The 14,690-nt window shown below is 69.4% G+C and carries 15 protein-coding genes and 1 tRNA gene; 13 read left to right on the top strand and 3 right to left on the bottom strand.

The genetic code is table 11. The features are described 5' to 3' along the window. The first annotated feature begins 215 nt into the window (after positions 1 to 215). The 8 genes from AB0N61_RS11165 (at position 216) to AB0N61_RS11130 (ending at position 7,759) form a co-directional block, all read left to right on the top strand. Complete coding sequence (locus AB0N61_RS11165) at positions 216 to 2,192, top strand: sigma-70 family RNA polymerase sigma factor (protein WP_363364022.1); 1,977 nt, start codon at positions 216 to 218, stop codon at positions 2,190 to 2,192. 100 nt (positions 2,193 to 2,292) lie between these two features. Further along, on the top strand, positions 2,293 to 3,615 hold the full coding sequence (locus tag AB0N61_RS11160) for a cysteine desulfurase (RefSeq protein WP_363364020.1): 1,323 nt from the start codon (positions 2,293 to 2,295) through the stop codon (positions 3,613 to 3,615). Then, on the top strand, positions 3,612 to 4,046 hold the full coding sequence (gene sufU / locus AB0N61_RS11155; RefSeq protein WP_363364018.1) for a Fe-S cluster assembly sulfur transfer protein SufU: 435 nt from the start codon (positions 3,612 to 3,614) through the stop codon (positions 4,044 to 4,046). Before AB0N61_RS11160 ends, sufU begins: the two co-directional genes overlap by 4 nt. Before the next feature lie 31 nt (positions 4,047 to 4,077). After that, entirely contained in the window at positions 4,078 to 5,025 is a 948-nt protein-coding gene (locus AB0N61_RS11150) for a GNAT family N-acetyltransferase (protein WP_363364016.1), read from the top strand. Between the two features lie 56 nt (positions 5,026 to 5,081). Next, positions 5,082 to 5,723: an NAD(P)-binding domain-containing protein gene (locus AB0N61_RS11145; protein ID WP_363364014.1), complete on the top strand. Its 642-nt coding sequence runs from the start codon at positions 5,082 to 5,084 to the stop codon at positions 5,721 to 5,723. A gap of 139 nt (positions 5,724 to 5,862) precedes the next feature. After that, complete coding sequence (locus tag AB0N61_RS11140) at positions 5,863 to 6,522, top strand: GntR family transcriptional regulator (protein ID WP_363364013.1); 660 nt, start codon at positions 5,863 to 5,865, stop codon at positions 6,520 to 6,522. A 117-nt stretch (positions 6,523 to 6,639) separates the two neighbouring features. Further along, a complete protein-coding gene (locus AB0N61_RS11135) occupies positions 6,640 to 6,885 on the top strand; it encodes a hypothetical protein (RefSeq protein ID WP_167945654.1) in 246 nt (81 codons plus the stop codon). 10 nt (positions 6,886 to 6,895) lie between these two features. Then, positions 6,896 to 7,759, top strand: a complete 864-nt coding sequence (locus AB0N61_RS11130) for a hypothetical protein (protein WP_363364012.1) — start codon at positions 6,896 to 6,898, stop codon at positions 7,757 to 7,759. A 1-nt stretch (position 7,760) separates the two neighbouring features. Here the strand turns inward: AB0N61_RS11130 and AB0N61_RS11125 are convergent, their stop codons facing one another. Then, on the bottom strand, positions 7,761 to 8,606 hold the full coding sequence (locus tag AB0N61_RS11125) for an SDR family NAD(P)-dependent oxidoreductase (protein WP_363364010.1): 846 nt from the start codon (positions 8,604 to 8,606) through the stop codon (positions 7,761 to 7,763). A 101-nt stretch (positions 8,607 to 8,707) separates the two neighbouring features. Between AB0N61_RS11125 and AB0N61_RS11120 the strand changes: the two genes are divergently transcribed. The 3 genes from AB0N61_RS11120 to AB0N61_RS11110 all read left to right on the top strand — a co-directional run bounded on the left by AB0N61_RS11120 (position 8,708) and on the right by AB0N61_RS11110 (position 9,886). Then, the gene (locus AB0N61_RS11120; RefSeq protein ID WP_363364008.1) at positions 8,708 to 9,289 is read left to right on the top strand and encodes an asparagine synthase; all 582 of its coding nucleotides are present in this window, start codon (positions 8,708 to 8,710) and stop codon (positions 9,287 to 9,289) included. A 67-nt stretch (positions 9,290 to 9,356) separates the two neighbouring features. Further along, a tRNA-Arg gene (locus AB0N61_RS11115) sits at positions 9,357 to 9,429 on the top strand. 172 nt (positions 9,430 to 9,601) lie between these two features. Beyond that, the gene (locus AB0N61_RS11110; RefSeq protein WP_363364006.1) at positions 9,602 to 9,886 is read left to right on the top strand and encodes a hypothetical protein; all 285 of its coding nucleotides are present in this window, start codon (positions 9,602 to 9,604) and stop codon (positions 9,884 to 9,886) included. Between the two features lie 6 nt (positions 9,887 to 9,892). Here AB0N61_RS11110 and AB0N61_RS11105 read toward each other — a convergent pair whose 3' ends face one another. Continuing rightward, complete coding sequence (locus tag AB0N61_RS11105; protein WP_363364003.1) at positions 9,893 to 10,825, bottom strand: LysR family transcriptional regulator; 933 nt, start codon at positions 10,823 to 10,825, stop codon at positions 9,893 to 9,895. A 71-nt stretch (positions 10,826 to 10,896) separates the two neighbouring features. On the opposite strand from AB0N61_RS11105, the gene AB0N61_RS11100 reads away from it, so the two are divergent. Next, positions 10,897 to 12,627, top strand: coding sequence for an FAD-binding protein (locus tag AB0N61_RS11100; RefSeq protein ID WP_363364001.1), 1,731 nt, complete (start codon positions 10,897 to 10,899; stop codon positions 12,625 to 12,627). Between the two features lie 102 nt (positions 12,628 to 12,729). Here AB0N61_RS11100 and AB0N61_RS11095 read toward each other — a convergent pair whose 3' ends face one another. Next, entirely contained in the window at positions 12,730 to 13,047 is a 318-nt protein-coding gene (locus AB0N61_RS11095; protein ID WP_363364000.1) for a hypothetical protein, read from the bottom strand. A 95-nt stretch (positions 13,048 to 13,142) separates the two neighbouring features. Here AB0N61_RS11095 and AB0N61_RS11090 point away from each other — a divergent pair, with 95 nt between their 5' ends. Further along, positions 13,143 to 14,639 (top strand): L-serine ammonia-lyase, iron-sulfur-dependent, subunit alpha, encoded by a 1,497-nt coding sequence (locus AB0N61_RS11090; RefSeq protein WP_363363998.1) that lies wholly within the window; start codon positions 13,143 to 13,145, stop codon positions 14,637 to 14,639. Positions 14,640 to 14,690: the final 51 nt, after the last annotated feature.

The raw sequence follows: 14,690 nt of genomic DNA, 5'->3' as shown, positions 1-14,690 counted from the left end.
CGGTCATACCGGTCTTGTAGGTATGGCCACCGGCCTCGCGTCGGGTTCCCGGCCGACGCCCGCACAGCAGAGGTCGACCACTCCCCGGCCGCACCCTCTTCGAGCGGAATCGACTCCTACGAGAGTCGGAGGGGCGAGGCATCCCCACAGCCTCGTCTCTCATCCGTCTCCGGCGCCGCACTCCCGACAGCGGCCGCGATGGAAGCCGGAGCAGCATGATCCTCGGAAGGCATCTCGACGGCGATGACGATGATGCGGGCGAGCCGTCGGATGCGCAGATCGTCGACGCAGTGCGGGGCGGTGACATCGGCGACTTCGCGCTGCTGTGGCGACGGCACGTGGACTCCGCGCGCCGTGCAGCCAGGGCGATCTCACCGTCGTCGGATCCTGACGATCTGGTGAGCGAAGCCTTCGCCTCGATACTCCGCGTGACGAAGGCGGGCGGCGGGCCGAGCGACGCCTTCCGGCCGTACCTCCTGGCGACGCTGCGCAACACTGCCGCGAGGTGGTCGCGGAACGGGAGCGACCTGTCGATCGACATGGTCTCGGAACGCGACCTGGCGCCCGAGGGTGGGGATGCCTTCGAGCGCATCGCCGAGCGGTCCAGTATCGCCGCGGTGTTCGGCACGCTGTCGGCACGGCATCGCACCCTGCTGTGGTACCTCGAGGTCGAGGGCATGAAGCCGAGAGAGCTCGCGCCGCTGATGGGCATGACGCCGAATGCGGTGTCAGCCCTGGCCGTGCGCGCACGCGACGGCTTCCGACGAGCCTGGCTCGAGGCGCACATCCATGACCCCTCCCGGTCGGAGGACTGCCGGTGGTTCTGTGAGCGGGTCGTCGAGCGACGGGGGCGTCCGGTGATTGCGGGCGACGCGGATCGCTTCAGGGAGCACATGGACGTGTGTGGCGGATGCCGGATCGTCGCCGCGGAGATCGACACGGTCTCGCAGCGGCTGCGGACCATCCTGCCGGCAGCGTTGCTGGGCGGCGCAGCGGCGGCGATCTACACGGGCGACGCCTCGGCCGAGGCCCAGGTCACGGTCGCCGGCCCTGCGGCGGGGCTCGACAGCTCCGGAGGATGGGCCGACCCGGCAACCTCCTCCAGCAGTGGCGCATCGCTCATCGCAGCGCACGGAGCGGCAGCGGTGATCCCCGCGGGCGGAGTGGCGGCGTTGGCGGCGACTGCCGTCGTGATGGTCGGTGCCGTCATCCTGGCGGGCAGCGTCCTGAGCCTGTCCGCTGCGGATGCGCAACCGTCCGATCTCACCCCCGCTATCTCCGAGGCGTCGATCGCCGGGGAGGCAGGCGCGATTCGCGAAGATCTTCCGGAGGTTCCGCCCCAGCCTGCGGAGCCGGCGCCCGAATCGCAGCCAGCCCCATCACCGAAGCCAGCCCCGTCACCGGAGCCCGATCTCGAGCCAGAGCCGTCGCCCGGACGAGAGCCGTCGCCCGGGTCAGAGGCAGAGCCGGAGTCCGACCCGGAGGACGGGCACCTGCCGGGTCAGGCCGAGAGGGTTCCGCCGGAGCACCCCGTCGCGCCCGCCGACGGCGATCACCCGGAGGAGCCGGGCAGCAGCGTCGACACGGCTCCGCCGACGGTTCAGCCGGGGACTCCGCCAGACGGGGAATCGAAGACCCCGCCGGCCGCCGGGCTGCCGGAGTTCCGCGTGACGCGGGCCATCGCGCAGAACTCGCTCGTCCCTGATCTTCTCGAGGGGGTGGGTGTCGCCGGTGCTGTCGTCACAGTGACCGACGAGAGCGGCATCGTGCTCGACGCGGGGCTCATCGATGACCGCGGCAGGTTCGTGCTCGATGTCTCCGGAGAGGCGACGCACCAGGGCATGACGCTCAGAGTGAGCCACTACCTCGCTGCGACCGGCGTCACCCGGTGGGCGGAGGCGATCGGGCCCGTGACCTTCGCCACGCCGACGATCGCGCCCGCGGATGAGGACGCCTGCCCTGAGGCATCCCGCGGCGCGGTGAGCTGCCTGCACCTGCGGGCGGAGCCAGGCACCTGGGTCGAGCTGCTCGACGAGCAGGGCCGATCGCGCACGGTCCATATACCGGCGGGCGACGTCGACGGTCTCGTCATCCGGTCCGGCGTCGGGGATCCGTTCGTCGCCGCCCGGTACATCGACCCGTCCACGGGTCGCGCGGGCGTCACCGCTCTCTTGCCGGCGGCGATCGAATGAGTGCTCGCATCATGTTGTCCGTGCTCGCCGACATTCGTCCGTGACGGCGTCCCCTCAGCGGCAGGGCCTTGGGGGGTGCGTCAGATGAGAAGCTAGAAGGATGAGCATCTCTCGCGAATCCGACGTGATCGCCCCGCCCGGGGGCGGCCCTCTGACCGATGTCGAGGTGCGGCGCCTCCGTGAGGACTTCCCGATCCTGCGCGCCGAGGTCAACGGGCATCCGCTCGTGTATCTGGATTCGGGAGCGACATCTCAGCGCCCTCTCGCCGTGCTCGACGCCGAACGCGAGTTCGCCAGCACCCTCAACGCAGCGGTGCACCGCGGCGCACACACGCTCGCGGCGGAGGCCACCGAGGTGTTCGAGGACGCTCGGTCCACCGTCGCGCGGTTCCTGGGGGCCGATGAGGGCGAGATCGTGTGGACGTCGAACGCCACGGAAGCGCTCAACCTCATCGCCTATTCGCTCTCGAACGCGTCGCTCGGACGCGGCGGTGCGGCAGCCGAACCCCTGCGACTGCGCGAGGGCGACGAGATCGTCACGACCGAGATGGAACACCACGCGAACCTCATCCCGTGGCAAGAACTGGCGGCTCGCACCGGAGCGACTCTGCGAGTCATCCCGCTCGATGACGACGGCGCCCTGCGACTCGATGTCGCCGCCGACCTCATCACCGAGCGCACGAAGCTGGTCGCCGTCACGCACGTCTCGAATGTGCTCGGCGTCATCAATCCTGTCGAGCAGCTGGTCGCCCTGGCTCATGGCGTCGGTGCTCTCGTCGTGCTCGACGCCTGCCAGTCGGCGCCGCATCTGCCGCTGGACGTGCGAGCGCTCGATGTGGACTTCGCCGTCGTGTCCGGGCACAAGATGCTCGGGCCGACGGGGATCGGCGCACTGTACGGGCGACGTGCGCTGCTCGAAGCCATGCCGCCGTTCCTGACGGGCGGGTCGATGATCACCACCGTCACCACGACGGAGGCCGAGTATCTTCCGCCGCCGCAGCGATTCGAGGCGGGCACCCAGCGGGTCTCGCAGGCGGTGGCGCTCGCCGCCGCAATCGACTACCTGACCGCCGTCGGCATGCCGCGCATCGCGGCGCACGAGGCTGCCTTCGGCGCGCGGCTCGTCGAGGGGCTCACGGCGATCGACGGCGTGCGGGTGCTCGGCGCCGGCATCGATCTGCCGCGTGTGGGGCTCGCGAGCTTCGACGTCGACGGCATCCACTCGCACGACGTGGGGCAGTTCCTCGACGATCGCGGCATCGCGGTGCGCGTCGGACACCACTGCGCTCAGCCCCTGCACCGCCGACTCGGCGTGACCTCGTCGACGAGGGCTAGCACGTATCTCTACACGACCACCGACGAGATCGACGCCGTGATCGACGGCGTCCAGGGTGCCATCGATTTCTTCCGGAGGGGCGCATGAGCGACCTGCAGAACCTGTACCAAGAGCTCATCCTCGACCACTCCCGCACGCCTCACGGGTTCGGGCTGCGGGAAGAGATCGCCGCCCAGTCGCATCAGGTCAACCCGACGTGCGGTGACGAGGTGACGCTGCAGGTGCACCGCGACTCCGACGGCAGCATCGAGGCGATCGCGTGGGAAGGACACGGCTGCGCGATCTCGCAGGCATCCGCATCTCTGCTCGCCGAACTGGCCGAGGGGCTCACGGTCGACGAGCTTGAGATCCGCATCGCCGCGTTCCGTGAGGCGATGCGCTCGCGGGGCAAGATCGAACCGGACGAAGAGCTGCTCGGCGATGCCGCGGCGCTCGGCGGTGTCTCGCGATATGTGGCGCGGGTGAAGTGCGCGATGCTCGCCTGGGTGGCTGCGGAAGACGCGCTCCACAAGTCGTGAGGGTCGAGGCGGAGCGGTGCAGGATGGACCCATGCCTCTTGAACTGACACCTCTCACCGCAGATGGCTTCGACGGCTGGCGCGAGACCACCAGAGCCCGCCTGGTGACGCTGCGGCAGGAATCGGGGATGCACGTCGGCGACGACGCCGTCTCGCACGTCGATGCCGTTCTCGATGAGCTGCTTCCTGCCGGTCACGAGACGGAGACGTCGCTCATCCTCACGATCGATGACGACGATGCCCGGATCGGCACGGTCTGGCTCGCCGCGAACAACGGAGTGCTGTTCATCGTCGATCTCGCGTTCGCGAGCGAGCCGAGCGACCGTCAGCTCGACGACCTGCTCGACGACCTCACAGCGCTGGCGCGCAGGCAGGGGGTCGGTCGTCTGAGCATCGCCCTGCATCCCTCCGACTCCGCCGCTCGCGGGTTCGTCGAGGGGCGGGGATTCGAGGTCGCGTCGATCCAGATGCTGCTCGAACCGCTCCCGTCGCGGGATGCACGGGCCTCGGGCGAGCGGCTCGTCGTGGCGCCCATGACTGCGGAGCGCTTCACGGGCTTCGCTGCGGCATCGGAGGCGGCCTTCGCGGAAGATCTCGTGGCATCCGGCCGGTATTCGACCGAGGATGCCGCGGTCGAGTCGCACCGGCAGATGGAGCTCGAGCTGCCGGACGGCATCGATTCGGAGGGGCAGGAGCTGTTCACCGCGCACGTGGACGGCACCGAGGTCGGAGTGCTGTGGATCGGCATCCGTCGTCGGGGCGGGCGTCCGCACGGGTTCATCCTCGACATCGAGGTCGCCGAGGACCAGCGCCGCAAGGGCTACGGCCGCGACCTCATGCTCGCGGCTGAGCGCGAGGCGGCACGACTCGGTGCCGACTCGATCGGGCTCCATGTCTTCGGCTTCAACACCTCGGCGATCCGTCTGTACGAGAGCCTTGGCTATCGGCGGGTCGAGGAGCGCTTCCTGCTCGTGGTGTGACCGCGACGCGCGGGTTCACGAGGGAATAGCAGCGCCGGGCGCACGTTGGGCCCAGCATGACTACTCTCGGAATCATCGGTGCAGGACACATCGGCAGCCAGGTCGCACGCGTCGCGGTGGCGAACGGCTATGACGTGGTGATCGCCAACTCGCGCGGACCGGAGACGCTCGCGGATCTCGTGGCGGAGCTCGGCGATCGAGCGACTGCGGCGACCGCCGCCGACGCCGCTGCGGCCGGAGACGCCGTCGTCGTCACGGTGCCCCTAGGCAAGATCGATGAGCTGCCGGTCGAGCAGCTCGCCGGCAAGATCGTGCTCGACACGAACAACTACTACTTCGAGCGTGACGGACACATCGAGGCCCTCGACCGCGGTGAGACCACCACCTCGGAGCTTCTGCAGGCGCAGCTGCCGACCTCTCGCATCGCGAAGGCCTTCAACCACATCTTCGCAGCCGACATCACGACCGACGGGTCGCCGGCGGGCACGCCCGATCGGCGCGCGCTCGCCACGGCGGGCGACGATGCGGAGGCCGTCGCCTTCGTCACCCGCTTCTACGACGAGGCCGGCTTCGACACGGTCAACGTCGGACCCCTCAGCGAGTCCTGGAGGGTCGAGCGCGATCGTCCGACCTACGTCGTGCGACAGAACGCCGACGAGTTGACGGCGAACCTCGCGATCGCGAACCGTCTGCCCTGACACGGGAGGAGGGGCGTGGATGCTGTCGCATCCACGCCCCTCTCGTGCGCCCGGCGTCCACCGGAGGCTCCGGCGTAACATCCGCCTCTGCTGGGATACCAAACTTGTCCGGTGGTTGCCGGGGTGAGAGAATCTCGGTATGGCGGGGGTGGGGACTGCCGGCGAACTCGAGTCGGTCCGGGTGACGCGCGTTCTTCGCGACGACATCGTGCTCGGTCGGCGCGCCCCCGGTTCCCGGCTCATCGAACGCGACATCGCGGCCGAGCTCAACGTCTCGCGGCTTCCCGTGCGTGAGGCGATCCGCACGCTCGTCGGCGAGGGAGTGGTCGTCGCCCGCCCGCGGACCTGGGCCGTCGTCCGCGAGTTCACGCGCCGTGACATCCAGGATTTCGGAGAGGTCCGCGAGGCGATCGAGACGCTGCTCTTCGTCTTCGCCGCCGAACGTCATACCGAGGAGGGGATCGCGCGGCTTCGGGCGGCCTACGAGCGCGAACTCGCCGCGGCCGTCGCCGGCGACACAGAAGCGGCGCGGATCGCCGCGGCCGAGTTCCACGAGATCTCCGCCGAACTCGCGGGCAACGAGATGCTGGGCGAACTCATCGCGGTGTTCGTCACCCGCCTGCGCTGGCTCTTCGGCCAGCACGACGATCTGGTCGCGATGGCCGAGGAGCATCGGCTGATCCTCGAGGCGGTCGAAGCGCGTGACACCGACACTCTTCGCGTGATCGTCCCGCGCCATCTGGCCAGCGGCCAGCAAGCCGCCGAGCGGCGCCTGACCCATCAGGCCTCCTCGACCTGAGCATCCGGTCCGTCCGCTCGGTCGATCGCCGTCGAGTGGCCTGGAGAGTCGTCTCCGGCGGGGATATATTGGCCCTACGGAAGGGTTCCGGATATTCGTCGTGTCCTGGGGAGCGATATGAGAGGCGTCGCCGTCGTGACGGGGGGCCTGCTCCTCGTCGGCGGAGCGGTGCTCATCGCCGTCGCGGATCAGCAGCGTGTGGATGCCCTCGCCGAGGCGAGGGCGGCTGTCGTCCAGGCCGAGGAGCGGCTCGATGTCGCGCGCGAGGCGAACCTCCGTCTTGCGGGAGAGCTGACCGCACTGCGCGCGGCCATCGCCGAACAGGAGGAGCTGCTCTCAGACACCTCCGGTTTCCTGCCATGAGGCGACCTCTGTGATCCGGCGGTTCCTCTCCGTCGCCCTGGTCGCCGCAGTGATGCTGACTGCGGGCGTGGTCGGTCGTGCCGTGTCGCTGGACGAGGACCGGGCTGAGGCGATCGCCGAGCTGCAGTCGCTGGCGCAGTCGGCGCGCGCGGCGGAGATGCGCACGGATCACCTCGAAGGGTCGATCGCCATTGCCGAGAAGGACACGGAGGCGCGCAGCGCCGTGCTCGAGGTGCGGCCCGCCTTCGTCGAGGAGATCGCCGCGCTGGCTGCCGCCATCGACGGCGCAGGCGGCAAGATCGACACCTCGGCGCACCGGGCGTCCGCGCAGTCGGCTCAGCAGACCGTGCTCGACGAGCGGAGGAATCCGGCCACGGTGGTCGCCGCCACCGCCACCGTCCACGCCCTCATCGACAAGGTGGGGCAGGACGTCGGCAGCTGGGAGGCGGCGCAGTATGCGACGCCGTCGGGTCCCGCCTGGTCGTCGAGTGGTCCGGATGGGTTCGCCCGCGTGCGCGAGGCTCTCGACCGAGTCGGCGGCGGGGGAGTCGGACTCTACGAGTCGGCCTCCTGCGCAGGGGGAACCGCGCCGGCATGTGCGAACAGCGGCGGCTTCATCAAATACCGAGCCGACATCGTCGACTGGAGCGTCGACCGGCTGAACTGGGCGATGGCCCACGAGCTGGCGCACATCTACCAGTTCCGTGTGTGGGGCGCCCTCACATCCTCAGACGCCTACTACTCGGCGTTCGGCGGCGACCCCGAGTTCCTGGCGAACTGCATGGCCGTCGTGCGCGGATATCCGGGATCCGTCGGGTGCGATGCCGAGCAGCAGGCGTGGGCCTCCGGGATCTGGGTGGGCGCGGTCGGCTGACTCAGGCTATGGGCGTCGTCGTGTCGATGGCCTCACGCAGAGGGCGACGCATGACGCGCCAGTAGTTCGACGGCGCAACCCGGGTGAGCACGTCGATCAGTCGCGCCTCTCGCCCGACCATGGTCCGCGAGCGGCGCCGTTCGGTCGCGCGCACGATCAGCGCAGCGGCATCCGCTGGCTCCGTGTGGTACATCGCGGCCTGCGCGGCCGCGGCTCGCGCGGCGACCGGCGGGTCGATCGCCGCGGCATACCGTCCGTGCAGGATGATGCCCGTGCGCACACCGGCGGGATACACCGCGCCCACCGTCACAGTGGTCCCGTCGAGCTCGTGGCGCACCGCCTCGGAGAACCCGCGGACGGCGAACTTGCTCAGGGAGTAGGGGATGCGTCCGGCGGGCGCTGCCAGCGCGTACACGCTGGCGAGATGGGTGATGTGGGCGGCCGGCGCCGCTCGCAGGGCGGGGAGCAGCGCCTTGGTGATCGACACCGTGCCCCAGAGATTCACGTCCGTCAGCCAGCGCATCTCCTCCATCGTGAGCTGATCGAGCGTGCCCAGCATCGACGAGCCCGCGCACGTGATCAGAGCGTTCACTCGCGGGTGCGCCGAGGTGATCTGCTCGGCCGCGGCGAAGACCGCATCGTCGTCGCGCAGATCGACCACGTGAGTGGTGACGGTCGCGCCCGTGCCCGCGAGCTCGGCCGCGACGGCGGCGAGTCCGTCGGCGTTGTGATCGACGAGCGCCAGATGCACGCGCCGAGCAGCGAGCAGGCGGGCGATGTCGGCACCCATCCCGCTCGCAGCGCCGGTGATGACCGTCGTGCTTCCGGTGAGCGTGAGACGCTTCATCGCATCCCTCCTGGAGCAGGTCGCGGGGGACCCGATTCCGATCCATTCTGGCCCAGTGCATCGGAGAGCGATACCGGTACTCTCGAAGGGAGGAGGTAGGGGTGGGAAGAACAGCGGATGCCATCGCCGAAGGCGTTGCGATCGCGACCGCTGCGGCGCGCCTCGCCGTGAAGAATCACATCCTCATCGGCACGATCGCCGAGAACGGCGTCTTCGACACCGACAAGTACGTCGCCGACGCGCGCGAAGCGCTGCGGGCGATGGCCGAGGAATCCGAAGAGGTCGAACGCAACCTGACCGAACTGCGCAAGCGTGCGCGGGGTCGTCATTCCGACCCGTCCGGCACTCACGACTACCGCGATCGCGACGTGCGCAACCTGCGTCGGCGCGCCAAGCAGTCGCATGGGGTGGCGACCAAGCTGCGCGACATGATGCAGGACGAAGCCGCGCTGCGTGTCATCGTCGAGGAGGCCCGCGAGGGAGCCTGGGCCGACGTGCGGCACAACCTCGATCGCCGTCTGCGCGTCGAGGGCATGCGACCCGATCAGGACCCCGATTACGAGCGGATGCGCGAGGCGCGGATGCAGGCGCTTCGCCTCGTCGATCTGCAGGCCCTCTCGTCTCTGCAGCGCGCGAAAGCGAAGCGCAAGAAGAAGCAGAAGGCGGCCGAAGAGGACGACTGACCCGCTCGATTCGCATTCACGAGTGGACTGTTATAGGCTGTTCCACGGCCCGCTGAGCGGTCCAGGAGCGCCCGTAGCTCAATGGATAGAGCATCTGACTACGGATCAGAAGGTTAGGGGTTCGAGTCCCTTCGGGCGCACATCAGCAGAAACCCCCGTCGCGAGAGCGGCGGGGGTTTTGCGTTTCCTGCCGGGTGGACAGGCATCCGCAGCGCGTGAGCCGGGCGTGCTCCCGACGAGTACGAGGACGCCTGAGCGGCCTCAGCCGGGCAGCACGTCGACCCGGATGCCCAGGTCGATAGGCTCGTGCCCATGACCCTTCCCGAGCAGGCCCAGACCAACAGGGCGTGGCACGTCGTCGGCCTGGTGAGTGGAGTTCTGGCGATCGTGTCGCTCTGGCTCGTGCCGAACGGCATCGTGGGGTATCTCATCGCGATCGCGATCGCCGTGGCTGCCGTACTGATCGGACATGCCGCGGTGCGGCGCCGTGGTGCATACCGCGCCGCCGCAATCGTCGGGCTCATCCTCGCCTATCTGGAGCTGTTCGTGGCCGCCGCGCTGGCGCTCACCTGGGTCATGCGGGTGTTCTCCCGCTGAGCGGCCTCAGTCGAGGAGGCTGGTGATCGCGGGGTCGCGACGGGCGACCTCCGCCGCCGTGCCGACGATCACGTGTCGCATCGCGGCCACCGCGACGGCCGGTGTGACATCCGCACGGTGGGCGAGGCTCACGGTGCGCCTCATCATCGGATGCGAGATCCTCACCGACCGCAGTGCCGGCTGATCGAGCAGCACCATCGCCGGGACCACGGCCACGCCGACGCCTCGCTCGACGAAGCGGAGCAGCGCGTCCATCTCGGCCCCCTCGAGGACGACGTTCGGCGTCAGCCCTGCCGATCGGAAGGCCGCATCGGTGGTCGCCCGCAGCTCATAGGTCTCGTCGAGCGCGATCAGCGGCAGGGTGGCGAGGTGGTCGAGACTCATCACCGTGGAGGACGAGACGGGGGGTTCGGATGCCGCTGACACCACGACGAGCTCTTCGGTCAGCAGCGGCATGCGGGTCAGGCTGAAGCCCGACGGCGGCGGACCCTCCGACTCCGTGATGAGCGCGATGTCGACGGCGCCGACGGCCAGCTGATCGACGAGCAGCCTCGACCCGCTCTCGATCAGGTGCAGGTCGACACCGGGGTGGGCGGCATGGAAGGTGCTGATCGCCTCGGCGACGAGGCTGATGCAGAGGGTGGGTGGCGCGCCGAGCCGCACACGTCCGCGGCGGAGCCCGGCGAGTTCGGCCATCTCCTCGCGGATCGCGTCGGATTCAGCCAGCATCCGCTGCGCACGGGGGAGCAGGGCCTCGCCGGCAGCGGTGAGGCCGATATGACCGCGAGCCCGGTGGAAGAGCTCGGCACCGAGTTCGCGTTCGAGCGTCGAGATCTGTCGACTGAGCGACGGCTGGGCGAGGTGCAGGTGCTCGGAGGCGCGGGTGAAATGGCCGAGGCGGGCGACCTCGACGAACCCGCGGAGCTGCTCGAGGTTCATGTTTTCAGTGTATCGATACCAGTAGAACAATGCATTGGAGTTATCGGCACGCCCTTCCTAGCGTGGAAGGCATGAGTACGCGCGAACGCCAGATCTCCACCACGGTCCTCGTCATCGGCACCGGCGGCTCCGGGCTGCGGGCGGCGATCGAGGTCGCCGAGCACGGGGTCGACGTCCTCGCCGTCGGCAAACGCCCCCGGCAGGATGCACACACCTCTCTCGCGGCCGGAGGCATCAACGCCGCTCTCGGCACCATGGACGAGGCCGACAGCTGGCAGCAGCACGCGGCCGACACCATCAAGGAGAGCTACCTGCTCGCCACCCCCCACACGGTCGAGATCGTGACGCAGGGCGCCGAGCGCGGCATCCGGGATCTCGAGCGCTGGGGCATGGACTTCGCGCGCGAGGACGACGGCCGCATCTCGCAGCGGTTCTTCGGCGCGCACACCTTCCGTCGCACGGCCTTCGCCGGCGACTACACCGGTCTCGAGATCCAGCGCACCCTCGTGGCCAAGGCCGAGCAGCTCGAAGTGCCGATCCTCGACCACGTCTACATCACCCGCCTGCTCGTGCGCGACAACGTCGTCTTCGGCGCCTACGGCTTCGACCAGTCCGACGGCACGCGCTATCTGATCCACGCGGATGCCGTGATCCTCGCCGCCGGAGGACACAACCGCATCTGGCGTCGCACGTCGTCTCGCCGCGACGAGAACACCGGCGACTCCTTCCGCCTCGCGGTCGACGCGGGCGCCCGACTGCGCGACCCGGAGCTCGTGCAGTTCCACCCGTCTGGCATCATCGAGCCCGAGAACGCCGCAGGCACCCTCATCTCCGAGGCGGCTCGCGGCGAGGGCGGCATCCTGCGCAACGCCCTCGGTGAGCGCTTCATGTCGACCTACGATCCCGAGCGCATGGAGCTCTCGACGCGCGATCGCGTCGCGCTCGCCGCCTACACCGAGATCGCCGAGGGGCGAGGAACCGAGAACGGCGGCGTCTGGCTCGACGTCTCGCACCTGCCTCGCGAGACGATCATGACCCGTCTGCCCCGCGTCTACCAGACGATGATGGAGCTGCAGATGCTCGACATCACCACCGACCCGATCGAGATCGCTCCCACCGCGCACTACTCGATGGGCGGGGTGTGGGTGCGTCCCGACGACCATCAGACCGACGTCGACGGTCTCTACGCGATCGGGGAGGCCTCCAGCGGTCTGCACGGCGCGAACCGCCTCGGCGGCAACTCGCTGATCGAGCTGCTCGTCTACGGTCGTATCGTCGGGCAGGCGGCGATGGCGCATGCCGCGGGGCTCGACGCTCAGCGCCGATCGGCGGATGCGGTCGCTCAGGCCCGCGCCGAGATCGATGACCTCCTCGCGGCGGACGGCCGGGAGAACGTCCGCGCCCTGCAGCGAGCGATCCGCAACACCATGACCCAGCATGCGGGAGTCGTCCGATCCGAGGAGGGCCTGCGGGCCGGCCTCGCCGACCTCGACATGATCGAGGGGCGGATGGAGGACATCGGCATCCATCCCGACATCGCCGGGTTCCAGGACCTCGCCCACGCGTTCGACCTCAAGGCCTCGGCGCTGGCAGCCCGGGCCACGTTGGAGGCCGCGCGGGAGCGTCGGGAGACGCGCGGATGCCACAACCGCAGCGATTATCCCGACACCGACCCGACGATGCAGGTGAACCTCGTCTGGTCGCCGACCGGCGGTGTGACACGCGAGTCGATCCCTGACATCCCCGCCGAGATCGCGGAGCTCATGCGCGAGGTCGACACCGAGGGCAAGCTCGTCGAATAGTCGGCAGATACCTCGTTCCGGTCGCAGTTCGCGCCGTCTCGGTCGACCCGAAGCGGCACAGACTGCGACCGGAGCGGAGGGCCTGAGTGAGGTAGGAGTCGCTCAGTCGCCCTCGGCGGTCTCCGGACCGTCGATGACCCCGATTCCGACCGCCTCATGGTCGGGCTCGGGGTCGTTTCGCGTGGGCGCCTTGGGCTCCTCCGAGGGCTCCTTCTCGGTGCTCGGCTCTTCGAGCTCGTCGTTGTTCGGAACCTCCGACGGGTCCGCATCCTCGGGGGATTCCGCCTCCGCGGGCTTCTCGGCGGTGTTGCCCGGATCCGTGAGCTCGCCGGCATCGCCGGAAGACGGCGTCGGGGTGGGAGTCTGCGCCTCGGGGTCGAGGTCGGAGGTCGGGTCCTGCTCGGGCGTGCTGTTCGTCATGATCGTCCCTTTCGCGTCGAGTGCGCCTCCAGCATCCATCGGCGGCTCCGACGCCGGAAGGGCCTTGACGACAGCGCACGACGTAGGCTGAGGAGGTGACAGCGTACGTCTCGGCCTTCGATCTCTTCTCCATCGGAGTGGGCCCCTCGAGTTCCCACACGGTCGGGCCGATGCGGGCGGCGCTCGAATTCGCCCGCCGCCTGCGCTCGACGGGCGCGCTCGACCGCGTCGCGCGCGTGGGCTGCACGCTCTACGGATCCCTCGGTGCCACGGGCATCGGGCATGGCACACCGGATGCGGTCGTCGCGGGCCTTCGCGGGCTGTCGCCGGAGACGTGCGACCCGGCCGAGGTGCGCGCCGCGTGGACCGACCTGCGCGACGGCGCGACGGTGCGCGTCGACGGAGTGCACGAGGTGCCGTTCAGCAAGAGCGACATCGTGTTCGCACCACGGACCAGGCTTCCCGGGCACCCGAACGCCATGACCCTCACCGCATGGGATGCTGAGGGCGCGACCGTCGCAGAAGAGACCTACTACTCCGTCGGCGGCGGGTTCATCCGTCGGGATGGAGAGGGTGAGAAGCTCGCCTCGGCCCCGTTGCCCTACTCGTACGCGGATGCCGCATCGCTGCTGGCATTATGCGATGAGCACGGACTGTCGATCGCCGAGGTCGCCCGGCTCAACGAGGCCTCGATGCGCTCGGAGGAAGAGGTCGCCACCGGACTGGATGCGATCTGGGACGCCATGGCGGCGTGCGTCGAGAACGGGCTGCACTCGGACGGCGTGCTTCCCGGGATGCTCAAGGTGAAGCGGCGGGCGAGCGCGATCCGGGCTCAGCTCGAAGAGGTCGAGTCGGAGGGACACCGCGAGCTCCCGGGCGAGTGGCTGGGCGCTTTCGCGCTCGCGGTCAACGAGGAGAACGCCGCAGGCGGACGTGTCGTCACGGCGCCCACGAACGGCGCGGCCGGCATCCTCCCCGCCGTCGCGATGTACTGGTGGCGGTTCCTCGCCGACTCCGGCCTCGGCGCGGGCAACGCCGTGACGCCCTACGGAGAGCTGGTCGGCAGTGCCCTGCTCGGCTTCGGCGCCGAGGCGTCGCTCGTCGCGGTCGGAGCGATCGAAGACCCCGAGCTGGTCGCCGATGCGAACCGTCGCCGTGGCATCCGCCGTTTCCTGCTCACGGCCACGGCGCTGGGCTCGCTGTTCAAGGCCAACGCCTCGATCTCGGGGGCCGAGGGCGGATGCCAGGCCGAGGTCGGCTCGGCCTGCGCGATGGCGGCGGGTGGGCTCACCGCCGTGATGGGCGGCACCAACCGGCAGATCGAGAACGCCGCCGAGATCGCGATGGAGCACCACCTCGGGCTGACCTGCGACCCGATCGGCGGCCTGGTGCAGATCCCGTGCATCGAGCGCAACGCGATCGCGGCATCGACCGCCGTGACCGCCGCCCGACTCGCTCTGCGAGGCGACGGCAGCCATTATGTGTCGCTGGACGCCGTCGTCGAGACCATGCGTCAGACCGGCATCGACATGTCGACGAAGTACAAGGAGACCAGCGAGGGCGGACTCGCGGTCAACGTCATCGAGTGCTGAGCGCTCGTTTCAGCGTCGCGTCCGTGGCTGCGGATAGCCTCCTGTGAGGAG

The organism is Microbacterium sp. NPDC089320 (genome assembly GCF_040684875.1).
GTDB lineage: Bacteria > Actinomycetota > Actinomycetes > Actinomycetales > Microbacteriaceae > Microbacterium.
This window is presented reverse-complemented; position numbering and strand designations above follow the sequence as displayed.

Coding starts and splice junctions, on each gene's coding strand:
- AB0N61_RS11145 (WP_363364014.1), top strand. CDS start 5,082: ATGACTACTCTCGGAATCATCGGTGCAGGACACATCGGCAGCCAGGTC.
- AB0N61_RS11140 (WP_363364013.1), top strand. CDS start 5,863: ATGGCGGGGGTGGGGACTGCCGGCGAACTCGAGTCGGTCCGGGTGACG.
- AB0N61_RS11150 (WP_363364016.1), top strand. CDS start 4,078: ATGCCTCTTGAACTGACACCTCTCACCGCAGATGGCTTCGACGGCTGG.
- AB0N61_RS11160 (WP_363364020.1), top strand. CDS start 2,293: ATGAGCATCTCTCGCGAATCCGACGTGATCGCCCCGCCCGGGGGCGGC.
- AB0N61_RS11110 (WP_363364006.1), top strand. CDS start 9,602: ATGACCCTTCCCGAGCAGGCCCAGACCAACAGGGCGTGGCACGTCGTC.
- AB0N61_RS11165 (WP_363364022.1), top strand. CDS start 216: ATGATCCTCGGAAGGCATCTCGACGGCGATGACGATGATGCGGGCGAG.
- AB0N61_RS11100 (WP_363364001.1), top strand. CDS start 10,897: ATGAGTACGCGCGAACGCCAGATCTCCACCACGGTCCTCGTCATCGGC.
- AB0N61_RS11105 (WP_363364003.1), bottom strand. CDS start 10,825: ATGAACCTCGAGCAGCTCCGCGGGTTCGTCGAGGTCGCCCGCCTCGGC.
- AB0N61_RS11125 (WP_363364010.1), bottom strand. CDS start 8,606: ATGAAGCGTCTCACGCTCACCGGAAGCACGACGGTCATCACCGGCGCT.
- AB0N61_RS11095 (WP_363364000.1), bottom strand. CDS start 13,047: ATGACGAACAGCACGCCCGAGCAGGACCCGACCTCCGACCTCGACCCC.
- sufU (WP_363364018.1), top strand. CDS start 3,612: ATGAGCGACCTGCAGAACCTGTACCAAGAGCTCATCCTCGACCACTCC.
- AB0N61_RS11135 (WP_167945654.1), top strand. CDS start 6,640: ATGAGAGGCGTCGCCGTCGTGACGGGGGGCCTGCTCCTCGTCGGCGGA.